At 54.8% G+C, this 14,185-nt stretch carries 9 protein-coding genes; 5 read left to right on the top strand and 4 right to left on the bottom strand.

Going from position 1 to position 14,185, the window contains the following annotated elements; all coding sequences use genetic code 11:
• Positions 1 to 104: 104 nt before the first annotated feature.
• The 4 genes from ACM615_RS10995 to ACM615_RS10980 all read left to right on the top strand — a co-directional run bounded on the left by ACM615_RS10995 (position 105) and on the right by ACM615_RS10980 (position 6,650).
• Complete coding sequence (locus ACM615_RS10995; RefSeq protein WP_129638759.1) at positions 105 to 1,505, top strand: MFS transporter; 1,401 nt, start codon at positions 105 to 107, stop codon at positions 1,503 to 1,505.
• Positions 1,506 to 1,571: 66 nt separating this feature from the next.
• Positions 1,572 to 3,233: a multidrug ABC transporter permease/ATP-binding protein gene (locus ACM615_RS10990; RefSeq protein WP_120164033.1), complete on the top strand. Its 1,662-nt coding sequence runs from the start codon at positions 1,572 to 1,574 to the stop codon at positions 3,231 to 3,233.
• Between the two features lie 22 nt (positions 3,234 to 3,255).
• The gene (locus ACM615_RS10985; protein ID WP_129638760.1) at positions 3,256 to 4,074 is read left to right on the top strand and encodes a hypothetical protein; all 819 of its coding nucleotides are present in this window, start codon (positions 3,256 to 3,258) and stop codon (positions 4,072 to 4,074) included.
• Positions 4,075 to 4,223: 149 nt separating this feature from the next.
• Positions 4,224 to 6,650, top strand: a complete 2,427-nt coding sequence (locus tag ACM615_RS10980; protein ID WP_112290232.1) for a DUF3772 domain-containing protein — start codon at positions 4,224 to 4,226, stop codon at positions 6,648 to 6,650.
• 606 nt (positions 6,651 to 7,256) lie between these two features.
• Here the strand turns inward: ACM615_RS10980 and corA are convergent.
• The 4 genes from corA to ACM615_RS10960 all read right to left on the bottom strand — a co-directional run bounded on the left by corA (position 7,257) and on the right by ACM615_RS10960 (position 12,915).
• Positions 7,257 to 8,264, bottom strand: coding sequence for a magnesium/cobalt transporter CorA (corA, locus tag ACM615_RS10975; RefSeq protein ID WP_129638761.1), 1,008 nt, complete (start codon positions 8,262 to 8,264; stop codon positions 7,257 to 7,259).
• Between the two features lie 217 nt (positions 8,265 to 8,481).
• Positions 8,482 to 10,164, bottom strand: coding sequence for an efflux transporter outer membrane subunit (locus tag ACM615_RS10970; RefSeq protein ID WP_129638762.1), 1,683 nt, complete (start codon positions 10,162 to 10,164; stop codon positions 8,482 to 8,484).
• Complete coding sequence (locus ACM615_RS10965; protein ID WP_129638763.1) at positions 10,148 to 11,716, bottom strand: DHA2 family efflux MFS transporter permease subunit; 1,569 nt, start codon at positions 11,714 to 11,716, stop codon at positions 10,148 to 10,150. Before ACM615_RS10965 ends, ACM615_RS10970 begins: the two co-directional genes overlap by 17 nt.
• On the bottom strand, positions 11,713 to 12,915 hold the full coding sequence (locus ACM615_RS10960; protein ID WP_129638764.1) for an HlyD family secretion protein: 1,203 nt from the start codon (positions 12,913 to 12,915) through the stop codon (positions 11,713 to 11,715). Before ACM615_RS10960 ends, ACM615_RS10965 begins: the two co-directional genes overlap by 4 nt.
• A 264-nt stretch (positions 12,916 to 13,179) precedes the next feature.
• Between ACM615_RS10960 and ACM615_RS10955 the strand changes: the two genes are divergently transcribed.
• The gene (locus ACM615_RS10955; protein ID WP_120164026.1) at positions 13,180 to 14,091 is read left to right on the top strand and encodes a cation diffusion facilitator family transporter; all 912 of its coding nucleotides are present in this window, start codon (positions 13,180 to 13,182) and stop codon (positions 14,089 to 14,091) included.
• The last annotated feature ends 94 nt before the right edge of the window (positions 14,092 to 14,185 follow it).

The following is a 14,185-nucleotide window of genomic DNA, read 5'->3' as shown; positions in this document are numbered from 1 at the left end:
ATTAATTTGGATTTTTTAGATCTGAATGGCGTGACCGAAACGGCAAAAACTGTGTCTCCGGTCACAAAAAGCAAGGAATGCACTCATAAGTCTGGAGAGAAAACATGACGTCCCCTACAGATGTGTCAGATAACGCCAAACCGCTGGTCCGCGAATCGGCAGCAGAGGCGGTGAAACCGGGTCATTTCCGTTACGTGGTCCTCGGAATGATTTTTGCCATCACGGTGATTAACTATGCCGACCGCGCCACGCTGTCGATTGCCGGTACGGAAGTGTCGCGGGTGCTGAACCTCGATCCGGTGATGCTCGGCATGGTTTTTTCGGCGTTTGCCTGGGCATATATGATCGGGCAAATCCCCGGTGGCTGGCTGCTGGATAAATTCGGCGCACGGCGGGTCTATGGTTGCAGCCTGATACTGTGGTCAGTGTTTACTATGTTGCAGGGTACTGTCGGCTGGTTCGGCGTCAGCGGGATTTCGGCGGCTATCATGCTGTTCTTCCTGCGCTTTATGCTCGGTCTGGTAGAGTCTCCGGCATTCCCCGCCAATGCACGCATTGTCGCCTGCTGGTTCCCGACCAATGAACGCGGCACGGCGACGTCGCTGTTTAACTCCGCGCAGTACATGGCGATTGGCGTATTCACCCCGATCATGGCGTGGCTGACTCACGCGCTCGGCTGGGAACATGTATTCCTGTGGATGGGCGCGGTCGGGCTGTTCGCCGGGATTTTATGGTTCGCCTTTTATAAAGAACCGCACAGCAGTCCGCACATCAAACCTGCCGAACTCGAACACATCCGCGCCAACGGTGCGCTGGTCGATCTCGAACTTAACCGCCGTGCTTCGCGCCAGAAATTCACCTTCCGCGAAGTGATGCAACTGTTCCAGAGTCGCACGCTGTGGGGCATTTATATTGGTCAGTACTGCATTACCTCGATGAGTTACTTCTTTATGACCTGGTTCCCGATTTACCTGATCAAAGGGCGCGGGATGACGGTCATGCAGGCTGGCTGGGTGGTCGCGTTACCAGCGATTTGCGGCTTTACCGGCGGGGTGCTGGGCGGTGTGATGTCGGATTACATGATCCGCCGCGGCGTCAGTCCGTCAAAAGCGCGAAAAACACCGTTTGTGCTGGGTATGTTTTTTGCCGCCATGCTGGCGATGGCGAACTTTGTTTCCACTGATGCGGCGGTGATTGCGCTGATGACGCTGGCGTTCTTTGGCAAAGGTTTATCAGCGATTGGCTGGGCGGTGATGTCCGATACGGCACCGGAGAAAATGATCGGCCTGAGTGGCGGGGTGTTTAACTGTCTGGGCAATGTGGCCGGGATTATTACGCCGGTAGTGATCGGCTATATCGTGGCGGCGACCGGCTCCTTTAACCTCGCGTTGTGGTTTGTTGGCGCACACGGTTTACTCGGCATGTTTGGCTATCTGGTAGTGGCTGGCAAGTTTGAGCGCATGGTGATCCGACCGGATGACCGGGAAAATGAGAATTGTTCTTGATATGACAAGATGTGTCATTAAACTGCGTGCAGCATCATTTTCCTGCATTCAGAACGAGAAAAATTCATGGAGTTGTTACGCGTTGTTTTTAAGCAATACCGTTGGCCGTTTTTAGGGGTGATGGCGCTGAGTTTGCTCAGCGCCGTTCTGGGCATTGGCCTGATCGCGTTTATCAATCTGAAACTGATTCAAACCACACAGGCTTCTTTAATTGTCCTGCCGGAATTTCTCGGGCTGTTACTGCTGCTGATGGCCGTGACGCTGGGCTCCCAGCTGGCCCTGACCGTGCTGGGGCACCACTTCATTTACCGCCTGCGCGGACAATTCATCAAACGTATTTTAGACACCGATATTGAGCGTATCGAGCAGATCGGTAATGCACAACTGCTTGCGAGCCTTGGCAGTGACATCCGCAATATCACACTGGCGTTCGTGCGTCTGCCGGAACTGGTGCAGGGGATTATCCTGACCATTGGTTGCGCCGGATATCTGGCGTGGTTGTCGCCGGAAATGCTGCTGGTGACGGTTATCTGGCTGGTGATCACTATCTTTGGCGGCTTTAAGCTGGTGTCTCACGTTTACCGCCATCTGGCGAAAGTGCGCGAGGCGGAAGACAAACTGCAAACCGATTACCAGAAAGTGATCGAAGGGCGCAAAGAGCTGGCGCTGAACCGCGAGCGGGCGCGTCATCTGTTCGATGAGGTTTATCGCAAAGATGCTGAAGAGTATCGCCACCACATTATCCGCGCAGATACTTTCCATCTGAGCGCCGTGAACTGGTCGAATATCATGATGCTGGGCGCAATCGGCCTGGTGTTCTTCATGGCCAACGGCATGGGCTGGTCCAATACCGAAGTGGCGGCGACCTATTCCCTGACGTTGTTATTCCTGCGTACACCGATGTTGCAGGCGGTCGGCGCACTGCCGACGCTGCTCAGCGCGCAGGTGGCGTTTGGCAAACTGAAATCGCTGAAACTGGCGGAATATAATGAGGCGTTTACGCCAGCCATTGCTGCAAAACAGTGGCAGACGCTGGAATTACGCGACCTGGTGTTCAGTTATGAAGGCAAATCAGAGGGCGCCGGTTTTGGCGTAGGTCCGTTGAATCTGACCATTACCCGCGGCGAACTGGTCTTTCTGATTGGCGGCAACGGCAGCGGAAAATCCACCATGGCGATGTTGCTGACCGGCCTGTATCAGCCGCGTTCCGGGCAGATCCTGCTCGATGGCGTGCCGGTTACGGCAGAAAATGCTGAACAGTATCGGCAGATCTTCTCGGCAGTCTTTACTGATTTCCATCTGTTTGGTCAGCTGATTGGCCCGCAAGGCGGACAGCCGGATCCGCTGGTCGTGGAAGACTGGCTGCAACGACTGAAAATGAAAGAAAAACTCCAGTTCAGCGGCAACGAAGTCACTAACCTGCAACTCTCACAGGGGCAACGTAAGCGCGTGGCGTTGCTGCTGGCGGCGGCAGAAGGGCGAGACTTCCTGCTGCTCGACGAATGGGCAGCCGATCAGGATCCGCAGTTCCGCCGGACGTTCTACCGTGAGCTGTTGCCGCAATTGCGTGATATGGGCAAAACCGTGCTGGCAATCAGTCACGATGATCACTATTTTGAACACGCTGACCGCCTGCTGGAAATGCGGACGGGCAAACTGACAGAACTGCACGGGCAGGCGCGTATTGACGCCAGCCGTGATGCGGTCGCACAAATTGGAAGTCACTAAATTTTTCTGAAGGCAACGGATTATGAACTGGACAGAAGTGATGGTGTGGGGCATCAGCGGCGTAGTGGTTGGCTCGCTGCTCGGCGCGTTACATAAAAGAGGCAAAATCGGGCGCATCCCGGCGGTCGTTTTATTTCTGGTGCTGATTGTCGGCGGCAATATTTTATGGGGCGGACTGGTCAAACCGCGTCTGGCAGGCAACAGCGAAGAGCAGAAGATCGACCAGGCGCTGGAAGCCCTGCCGCTGTATAACACCATCAAAATGCAGGAACCGGCGCTTTACGCGCAAATCCGCAGCAATATTCTGAACATGAAGAAAGAGGGCAAAACGCAGCAGGACGCGATCGACACCGTGAAACCGATGGTATCCGTTCTGCTCTCGCAGCGTATCACCCATGCGCCGGACGCCAATGTGAACGAGGCGATGCAGGTCAATCTTGAAGAAATGCAGACGTTGCAGGCGCGCAAAGACGGCAGCTGCTTCAAATTCCTTTATCCGCAGGTCAGCGGCGGAATTAATACTGCGGAGGTTCTGCCACCGGCATTGTTCCAGAAAGATCTCAACACTATGAATGATTTACTGCTGGCGACCGGCAGCGGGCAGACGGCGCAGCCTCAGGCCGTCAGCACTGAAAAAGTGGTCCAGATGATGGCGCCGGTGCGCGAGGCGCTGGCGAATATGTACGGCGAGCAATTGCAGATGTTCAGCGACCTGACCAAACCGGATGTCGATCGCGAAAAGGTCTGTGAAATTTCCATCAGTCTGTATTCAGGCATTCTGGCACTGCAACCGGCGGATTCCGCTGCGATCCTCCGCCAGATGCTGGGTAAAAACGACTAATCTGATCAAGGGCAGCCCTTTCTGCGGGCTGTCCGTTTTCAGACAGTGAAACAAACAGACAATCCCTACTATTCTTCTTAATAAGAAAGAGTATTCTTCTCCCGCTTTTCTAAAAAAATAATTTTTCGAGCTCCCGGAATCATCCTTCTATGCAAAAAATGTTAAGAGTGCCGCTGCTGCTGGCATTGTTGTCATGTTTATTCCTGACGCCTGTACTGAGTTACGCGGACGACAGTACCGGTCAGCCTGACACAGCAGAACAACCGGTAAAAGTGAATGTCACCACCGCCTTACCGGCATTACAAAAGCGTCTGGATCAGCTGAAACAGCAGGTTTCATCGGCGAAAACAGATAAGAAATACACCGGCCTGACCGATGCCGCACAGAAACTGGCAGAAGATGCCGACAAGCTGACTGCCGCGCTGACCCCTCAGCTGGCGCAGGTGCAGGCACAGCTGGACGTTCTTGGCCCGGCACCTGCGCCGGGCACGCTCACTGAAACTCCTCAGGTGATCAGCCAGCGTAATAAGCTTAACGCCAGCAAAACGCTGATGACCACACAACTCGAGCAGACCAAAGCGATTGCCGTTGGCGCACAAAATCTGTCTTCGCAAATCGCTGGCTTACGTCGTGACGCACTGAAAACCCAGATTGCGCTCAATACCGGCAGCATTCTTGGCAGCAATTTCTGGGCACCGCTGATTACGCCAAACGATGATGATGCGGCACGTTTTGATGATTTTGGTTCGCAGGTTAAAGATGCCTGGACGCAGGCGTGGAGTGATGACTGGCGCGTCGGCACCGGCATTTATCTGTTCCTGGCACTGGTGATTGGTGTGTTTGGCCGCCGCGTGCTGGACAAACCGATGAACTGGATCCTGCCGCGCTGGCTGCCGCAGGGACGCTTTCGTCGCAGTTTCCTGGCCTGTTTCACCACGCTGAGCACCACGTTAACTCTGGGCATCAGCGTCCAGTTGCTGGGCTATATTTTCACCCGGCTGCCGGATACTTCGCCGTGGGTGACAGAATTCGCCGAACAACTGGTTGAACTGACCTATTTCTCTGCGGTGATCGCCGGGCTGGGTATTGCGTTACTTTCTAATAACCATCCGTCATGGCGTCTGCCGGGAATTGCGGATCCGCTGGCGAAAACGCTGGCGTCATTCCCGGTTCTGCTGGCGGGCTTTATTTTCCTGTTCGGCATTATTGAACAACTGAATAACCTGGTCGGTGCCAGCGTCTCCGCCACCTTATTCGGCAACGGATTAGCGGCGTTACTGGTGGCGCTCAACTGCCTGATTGCACCGGTTCGCGTCAACCGTATGCGCCGCAGAATGAAGGCAGAAGGCGAGCAGACCGAAGCGCGTTCCACGCTGGCGGGGCTTATCCACCTGGTGATCAGCCTGACCGCTTTTGTCATTCTGATGGCGTTGCTGATCGGTTACATCCCGCTGGCACGTTTCGTGACCTTCGAACTGCTGTGGATTGGTCTGGTGGTCAGCTGCCTGTACCTGCTGATCCACTTCGTTGTTGATCTCTGCGAAAGCGTATTTTCGCCGACCACGCACAGCGGCAAAATCCTCAAAGGCACGCTGAGCGTCAATGACCGCCATCTGTCTCTGGCTGCCACATTATTCTCGGCAATCGGTAAAACCGCGCTGCTGCTGATGGCCGCGATTGCGCTGCTTAACGGTACGTTCGGCACCACGACGCCGCTGGAATTGCTGGCAAAAGTGGTCGATATCTGGGGCGGTAAAGGCCTCGAAAGCATGAACATCATTCCGGCGCACGCGGTTAACGCGGTGCTGTGTCTGGTGGTCGGCTGGTATATTCTGCGCTCCGCACGCCGCTGGCTGGATAACGATTTCCTGCCGAAAACCATGATGGACCGAGGAATGCGCGCCTCGCTGGTGACACTGTTCACCAACGTGGGTTATGTGCTGATCATTCTGCTGACGCTGTCGTCGCTGGGTATTGAATGGAACAAACTGGCGTGGATCGTCAGTGCGTTGTCGGTCGGTATCGGTTTCGGTTTACAGGAGATTGTGAAGAATTTTATCTCCGGTCTGATCCTGCTGACAGAGCGTCCGGTGAAAGTAGGGGATTTGATCAGCATCAGCGGTGTAGAAGGGGACATCCGTCGTATTAATGTCCGCGCTACTGAAATTCAGCTGAGTGATAAATCCACCGTGATTGTACCGAACTCCCAGCTGATATCGCAGAACGTGCGTAACGCCACCATGGGCAACGCGCAGGGCGTGGCAACTATCGCACTGACATTCCCGCTGGATATCGACCCTGAACAGGTTAAGACCTTGCTGCTGGAAGCCTACAACCTGCACGAATCTATTCTGGAAAATCCACCGGCCTCGGTAAGTTTCAAAGAACTGGGCCCGACCGGGATTGTGCTGAGCGTGACCGGCTACGTGAACAGCCCGCGCATGGTCAGCGGCACGCGCAGTGATTTGCTGTACGAAATCCTCAAAATGCTGCGGGCAGCGGGGATCAGTCTGAGTCAGACGCAGACGATGATTTTGGAGAAACCGGCAGAGAGGGTTGCTCCGGTGGAAGAGTGAAAAGTGCGGGGTTGGCTACCCGCGCCCGTTTTTAACGTCAAGGTCAAGGTCAACACCGTGGGCGTCGGCCCACACCGACTTGGGGGGCGGCCTATCGCCGCCACCCCCCAAGACCCCCCGGGCTCTTTCACTGCGCGCTATCGCTGGGACGATGGACATGTTCCGGCACATTGGTGAGTGGCGCAAATTCAGGTGCTTCGCACTGCCTTCTCTCGGTCTTCAAGCCATAGGTCTTGAAGCCGCTCCGTTCAGCTGAATTTTGAGCACGCCAGTCAACTTTTCTAAAAGATGAAAACAGTCTGTTTTTGAATTTAAGATCGTGCGGGCGATTCAGAAAGCTTGCTGAACGGAGCGGCCTGGAGACCTTAGGCTCCAGGACCGAGTGAAGGAACCGCAAAGCGGCAAGATTTCCAGCCTGTCGCAGTGTTCCCTGAAACATAGCCAGCGAGCGGAGCGCGCAGTTAAAAAAACGCAGGATTCCAAAGGGTTTCGTTTAAAACCCTTTGGGCCAGTGTGGGCGGCGAGCCCACGACCTTGACCCTAAGGCCAGTTTGGGTGGCAACCCAAGGTTTTGTGGGTGTGGGCGGCGAGCCCAAGGTCTTGATTTTAAAGCCAGCCGGATTTTTTGAGTTTCCAGTAAAGCCATCCGCAACCGACGACAGTCACACCCAGTGTTACCGGATATCCCCACCAGTCATCCAGCTCCGGCATATTTTTAAAGTTCATACCGTACAGACTGAAAATCACCGTCGGGATTGCCAGGATCGCGCCCCAGCCTGCCAGCCGTTGCACCACTTCATTCTGATGCACGGACACCAGTGCCAGATTGACATGCATGGCGTTGGACAGCATTTCGCGCACATCGTCAGTCGTGCGGATGACCTGATTGGCGTGGTCCTGTACGTCGCGGATATAGGCGCGCAGGCTTTTAGGCATCAGTTCTTCATAATGATGGCTGAGCTGATTACAGATATCTTCCATCGGCACGGCGGCGTTGCGCAGTGACAACAGATCGCGCCGCAGGCTGTACACCTGTTGTACCGCCTGCTGATTGAAGGTGTTCTGGAACATCATTTTTTCGATGGCATCAAACTGACCGGTGTACTGATGCAAAATTTCCAGATAGTTATCGACGATGGAATCGAGCACGCAATACAACGCATAAGCAGGCCCTTTACTCATCATTTCCGGGCGTTCTTCGGCATGTTTACGGATGTCTTTGTAACTGGATGACGCGCCGTGACGCACGGTGATCAGGAAGTTTTTGCCAAGAAAAAGGTGTGTCTCGCCGTACTCGATGGTTTCATTTACTTTCTGCGCAGTGTGCGTGACGATAAAAAGCGACTCGCCGTATTGCTCGATCTTCGGGCGCTGATGGGCGGTCAGTGCATCTTCAATCGCCAGATCGTGCAGGCCGAATTCTTCCTGAATGCTGCGCATGTAGGCGTCTTCAGGTTGCCATAATCCCAGCCAGACAAACGTATCCGGTTCTTTCAGTACTTCACTGATGTCTTCGACCGTCACATCCTGCAATCGCTTACCGTCGCGGTAGGCCACGCTGTTGATCACTGAATCACAGCTGGGTTTTTTATCTTCGCTGGAAATGGAGTTCATTGTTTTACCCGATTGTTATTCAGACGAAAATCCTGCCCGCAGGCAGGATGATTTCAGTGTCTGAACAGAATAGCGCAGTCTGATAGAAAAGCGCTGACCGGGAATCTTAAAAGAGGAATCACTTGTAACGGTTATCCTGACAGATTTTTCATTGCCTGCCCCGTCCACGCCGTCTGATTTTATCTCTTCGCATTAATCCTTTTGTATAACACCGGCGTTACGGTGTCACGCCGGACGTGGTTTGTACTTTCACATCTGGCGTCGCTGCCGGACCAAACACGGTATAGGTCGGCAAATCAACGTTTTGATACGGTTCCCAGCCGCCGCCCAGCGCTTTATACAATGACACCAGATCGGTGCTGGTTTTCACTTTCGCTTCAGCGGATTGCTGATGCGCCTGTGCCAGCTGGCGCTGGGCATCCAGCACGTTGATGAACGTCGAAAGCCCCTGGCGGTAACTGTCGCTGGCCAGATCAAAGGCGGTCTGCAACGCTTCGGTTGTCTGATCTAAACCGCTGACCTGATCCTGATCGGTGCGGTAATTCACCAGCGCATTATCGACATCCTGCAACGCCGTCAGCACGGTCTGACGGTAATTCAGCGCCGCATTGGCCTGTTGCGCACGGGAAAGATGCACGCTGGACACCAGACGTCCGCCCTGGAAAATAGGCAGGGAAATCTGAGGACCAAACGAGTAGAAATGGCTGCTCCAGTTATCGAGATAACTCACGTCGGTATTACGCATACCGAACTGACCGGTCAGCGAAATACTCGGGAATAACTGTGCGACGGAAACCCCGATATTGGCGGTTGCCGCGTGTAAATCCGCTTCGGCTTTACGCACGTCCGGGCGACGGCGCGCCAGCTGTGACGGCACACCGACCGGTACGGCTGCGGGCAGGGCAGGCATCGGTTTCGGCGCGGAAAGTTCGGCATCCAGCGAACCCGGTGTCTGACCGAGTAAAACCGCCAGTCCGTTCATCGCCTGACGTTCCTGCGCCTGATATTGCGGCAGCTGAGCGCGCAGCGAACCTAACTGCGCACGGGCATTCTCTACATCTAATTGCGGCGACAGCCCGTTCTGCTGACGGTTTTGCGTCAGATCTAAAGTTTGCTGCGCCACGTCGATTTGCGTCTGAATGGCTGCTGTCACGCTTTGCGCGCCACGCAGTTGCAGATAAGCGCGGGCAACTTCGGCTTGCAGCGAGACCAGCGCATCGTTGCGCTGTTCGACTGAAGACTGAGTCTGCGCGTTTGCGGCTTCGACCTGACGACGCGTGCCGCCAAATAAATCCAGCTCCCAGCTGGCGTCGAAACTGCCCTGATACAAGTTCACCGGCCGGGTGGCGGTATCAATGGCACCGGAGGCTTGCGGACCGAGATCGTTGAGCTGCTGGGATGCGCCGCTGGAATCGAGAATACCTTTCAGCCCGAGCTGCTGACGCGTCATTTTCGCGCTGCCCTGAACGGACGGCAGCCATGCGCCTTCAGCCTGTTTCACCTGCTCACGGGCACCGGCGATACGCAATACTGCCTGTTGCAGGGAAATATTCCCGGCAATGGCGCGGGTGATCAGACTGTCGAGCTGCGGATCGTTAAACGCTTTCCACCACAATGGATTCGGTTCAGAAGGCAGCGCAATTGACGCGCCGTCTTTGTCTTTCGGCTGTGTCATATCGTTGTACGACGTCGGCGTCACCGGGTTTGGCTTCTGATAATCCGGGCCAACGGAGCACGCTGCTAATACCAGCGTCAATGTCGAAAGAGTCAGGAAGCGGGTGCCTGTCTGTATAACCCCCTCCCGACCTCCCCCTTCGCAGGGGGAGGAGCAGGACGGCATCACGGATGGCTGAATTCTCAGAGTAGAGCTTTTCTTGTTCAACTTAATGTGCTCCGGCATTACCTTCGCTCTTAACTGGCGAAAGCAGGAAACAAAACGGGATCAAAATAACGGCGACGATGGCGCAATAACCGAACACATCGATGTAAGCCAGAATGCGCGATTGGGAAATCATCTCCTGATACATGCGCACGGTGGCAAGCTGCATCGGGTCGCCGACGATGTGGGCGAAATCACGAATAGCCTCAGCGCTTTTACTGACCGCCTGATTAAACTGTTCGTTGAGCGGCGACATGTTGTGCGCCATATGGGCACTGTGCGCCTGCGTTCGCTCAGTCACACCGGCGGTCGCCAGCGAAATACCAATCGACCCCGCGACGTTACGGAACATAGTAAACAGCGCGGCGGCATCGGCATTCATCCTTTGCGGAATGGTGATGAACGCAATAGTGGTCAGCGGTACAAACAGGAAACCCAGGCCGAGGGACTGCGCACTGCGATACATCACCAGCGTGGTGAAATCGACATCTGGCGTCAGCGTCGCCGAATAGATAAACGAGGCGGCCAGCAGGAAGAAACCAAACGCAATGATGTAGCGCGTCTGCACGATGGGCATCAGTTTAAGCACCAGCGGGATCGACAGCACAATCAGTATCGCGCCCGGCGACATCACCAGCCCGGAAAGCGTGGCGGTGTACCCCAGCTGTTGCTGCGCCAGTTGCGGAATAACCACCGAACTGCCGTACAGAATCATCGCCATTCCGGCCATCAGCAAACCGGCCACTGCGAAGTTTTTATCCTTCATACAGCGCAAATCGACCACCGGCTTTTTGGCGTAAAGCAGCCAGTAAATCGCCCCGACAATCCCGGTAGCGGCCAGTACGGCGAACGTCACGATAAAGCCAGACTTAAACCAGTCGTCATCCTCACCGCGGTCCATCATGACCTGCAGGCACCCTAAGCCCAGCGCAATCAGCCCGATACCGATGTAATCGATACTGAGCTTGCCTTTGGCCTTACGTTCCCACGGTGGGTCTTCCAGCAGCTGATAAATCGCCAGCAGGGCGATAATGCCCACCGGAATGTTGATCAGAAACACCCAGCGCCAGCTGAAGTTATCGGTGATGTAACCGCCCAGCGTCGGGCCGACAACCGGTGCGACGATGATGGCAATGGAAGACAGACCAAACGCCTTGCCGCGATCTTCCGGCTTAAAGTAATCAAGCAGAACCGATTGCTGAATCGGCTGCAAACCACCGCCGAAAAAGCCCTGCAGGATGCGGAACAGAATCATCTGCCACAGTTCAGTGGCGATCCCGCACAGGAAGGAGCAGACGGTGAACATGCCGATACAAATCAGGAAGTAAGTTTTACGCCCCATGACGCGGCTGAGAAACGCCGATATTGGCAGCACGATGCCATTCGCCACCAGATAGGACGTCAGTACCCAGGTGGATTCGTCATAACTGGAAGACAGCGATCCGGCGACGTGCGGCAGCGCCACGTTAACGATGGTGGTGTCCAGGATTTCCATGAACACCGCAATGGTTACGACGGCGGCAACTGCCCACGGATTGGCCTTGGGTTTCCAGTAGCTGCGATCTTCATTCATTCGACGGTCACCGTCGGTTCGACTGACAGACCCAGCGGCAGGTGATGATTTTCATCCAGCCCGCTGTCGATGACGATTTTCACCGGCACGCGCTGAACGATTTTCACATAGTTACCGGTGGCATTTTCAGCCGGGAAGGCCGAGAAGCGCGAGCCGGTGCCTTGCTGAATACTGTCAACGTGACCGTGAAGTTTGATGTCAGGGAAGGCATCAACGGTGATTTCCACTTTGTTGCCGGGACGCATACGTTCGAGCTGCGATTCCTTATAGTTCGCCGCGATCCAGATATCTTTCGACACTACGGAGAACAGCGACGTACCGGCCTGAACCAGCGTGCCGACCTGCACATTACGTTTGGTGACATAGCCGTCGAACGGTGCCCGAACCTGCGCATAGGAAAGATTCAGCGTCGCAGTTTCCAGCTGAGCTTTCGCCTGCTCAACCTGTTGCTGACGTGCCTCAACATTAGTTTCAGCCTGACGAATGTTCAGCTGTACCTGCGCGGCAACCTGAACCTGCGCTTTGGCATTTTCAAGATCGGCCGTTGCAGAACGCACCTGCGCATTGGACGTATCAATATTTTGTTGGGTGGTGGCACGTGGATCCACACCGCGCTGGCGGCGGAAATCAGCGGTAGCATTCAGCAAATTGGCTTCTGCACGGGTTTGCTGAGCTTTAGCCTGCGCCAGCTGCGCCGGATACTGCACTTTCGCCAGGTCGTACTGCGCCTGAGCCTGATGCAACTGGGCGACGGCCAGACCGAGCTGCGCCTGTGCCTGATCGCGCTGTGCGGTGGCATCACGCGGGTCGATTTCTACCAGCAGATCGCCTTTTTTGACTAACTGGTTATCTTTCACCGCCAGATTCGTGACATAACCGGCGATTTTCGGCGCGATGGTCACGGCATCGCCTTCGGTGAAGGCGTCATCGGTGCTGATCTGATCTTTGGTCATCAGCCACCAGACCAGTGACACGACCACCATCACCACCACGACAATTCCGAGGATGATCAGCGGCTTCTTGCCCGGACCTTTGCGCTTTTCATCGTTGTCCTGATTGTCGTTACCGGACTCTTTATCGGACCCTTTTTGGTCTTTGGTGTCTTGCTTGTAACCTTCTCCTGATTTGACCTGGCTGGAATCGAGTTCTGAGTGTGCGTCTTCAGACGCGGAAGGCTGGTTATTTTTTTCGTTTGTCATAATGCTCATCTGATTATCGGTGCGCGCGCGCCGGAACAAAGAAATCTTGTTTTAAGCTAGATTGTATTGATGTAAATGCAAGTAAATATAGGTCAATAAACCTCAGTGAGAGCACGAAGATCCAAACCATAGGGAAGGTCTTAAAATGACGAAATGGGTTATACTGCGAACCTGGTATTTGTATTTATCAAATAAATTTGATTCTTTGCTTCAGGAAATTCTTGTGATCACTTCCCCAAAATATCTGCTCCGCAGGAGCAAACCATGAGCCGTCCAGCACCGTCCTATAAAGGGCTGACACGTATTGCCTCGCTGGTCTCCCTGTGTGTGGCGCTGGTTCTGGTCTGCGTAAAAGTATGGGCGTGGGCTGCCACCGGTTCGATTGCGTTGCTGACGTCAGCAGCCGACGGTCTGGTCGATGTGCTTGCGTCGATGGTGACGTTAATCGGTGTGCGTTACGCCATACGGCCAGCTGATAAAGGCCATCGCTACGGGCACGGCAAAGCCGAAGCCGTTGCCGCCTTTGTTCAGGCCTTGCTGCTGGGTGCGGCGGGGCTGGTGCTGGGCGGTGAATCCATCGGACGTATCATTAATCCGGAACCTCTGGCGCAGCTTGGTCTTGGGATTTGGGTCATCATCGGCAGCTCTCTGGCGGCCACCGGTTTAGTGCTGATGCAAACGTACGTGGTGAAACGCACCGGCTCGACCGCGATTGCCGCTGACCGCGCGCATTACGTCACGGATGTCGCGGTGAATATCGCTGTTCTTCTGGCGCTGATTTTCGAACGCTATTTCGGCTGGACGCGTTCCGACTCCATCGGCGCACTGCTGATTTCCTTCTACATGCTCTGGAACGCCCGCGGTATGGCGGCAGATGCGCTGAAACAATTGCTGGACAGGGAACTGAGTGCCGATGACCGTAAGCGCGTGAAAGCGGCAGTATTAAGTGTCGAAGGTGTACGCGGCGTGCATGACATTCGCACCCGCAACGGCGGCGACCGCGTATTTGTCGAGTTTCACGTTGAGGTCGATGGTGCCCTGACGGTGGATATCGGCCATGATATTGGTGATGCCGCTGAAATGGCGGTAAGTAAACTGTTCAAGTCAGCGGATGTGACCGCGCATCTGGAGCCGGACGGGATTGATGACGACAGACTGGATAATTTATTGCACTAAGGCTTAGGCATTGGGTTGCCATCCAAACTGGCCAAGACCTTGGGTTGCCACCCAAACTGGCCTTAAGGTTAAGGTCAAGGTCGTGGGCGTCGGC

Source organism: Rahnella sp. PAMC25617, assembly GCF_050606005.1.
GTDB classification, from domain to species: Bacteria; Pseudomonadota; Gammaproteobacteria; order Enterobacterales; family Enterobacteriaceae; genus Rahnella; species Rahnella variigena.
This window is presented reverse-complemented; position numbering and strand designations above follow the sequence as displayed.

Excerpts from the sequence above, each read along its gene's own strand:
- ACM615_RS10990 (WP_120164033.1), top strand. The coding sequence starts at position 1,572 with ATGGAGTTGTTACGCGTTGTTTTTAAGCAATACCGTTGGCCGTTTTTA.
- ACM615_RS10965 (WP_129638763.1), bottom strand. The coding sequence starts at position 11,716 with ATGAATGAAGATCGCAGCTACTGGAAACCCAAGGCCAATCCGTGGGCA.
- corA (WP_129638761.1), bottom strand. The coding sequence starts at position 8,264 with ATGAACTCCATTTCCAGCGAAGATAAAAAACCCAGCTGTGATTCAGTG.
- ACM615_RS10995 (WP_129638759.1), top strand. The coding sequence starts at position 105 with ATGACGTCCCCTACAGATGTGTCAGATAACGCCAAACCGCTGGTCCGC.
- ACM615_RS10955 (WP_120164026.1), top strand. The coding sequence starts at position 13,180 with ATGAGCCGTCCAGCACCGTCCTATAAAGGGCTGACACGTATTGCCTCG.
- ACM615_RS10985 (WP_129638760.1), top strand. The coding sequence starts at position 3,256 with ATGAACTGGACAGAAGTGATGGTGTGGGGCATCAGCGGCGTAGTGGTT.
- ACM615_RS10960 (WP_129638764.1), bottom strand. The coding sequence starts at position 12,915 with ATGACAAACGAAAAAAATAACCAGCCTTCCGCGTCTGAAGACGCACAC.
- ACM615_RS10970 (WP_129638762.1), bottom strand. The coding sequence starts at position 10,164 with ATGCCGGAGCACATTAAGTTGAACAAGAAAAGCTCTACTCTGAGAATT.
- ACM615_RS10980 (WP_112290232.1), top strand. The coding sequence starts at position 4,224 with ATGCAAAAAATGTTAAGAGTGCCGCTGCTGCTGGCATTGTTGTCATGT.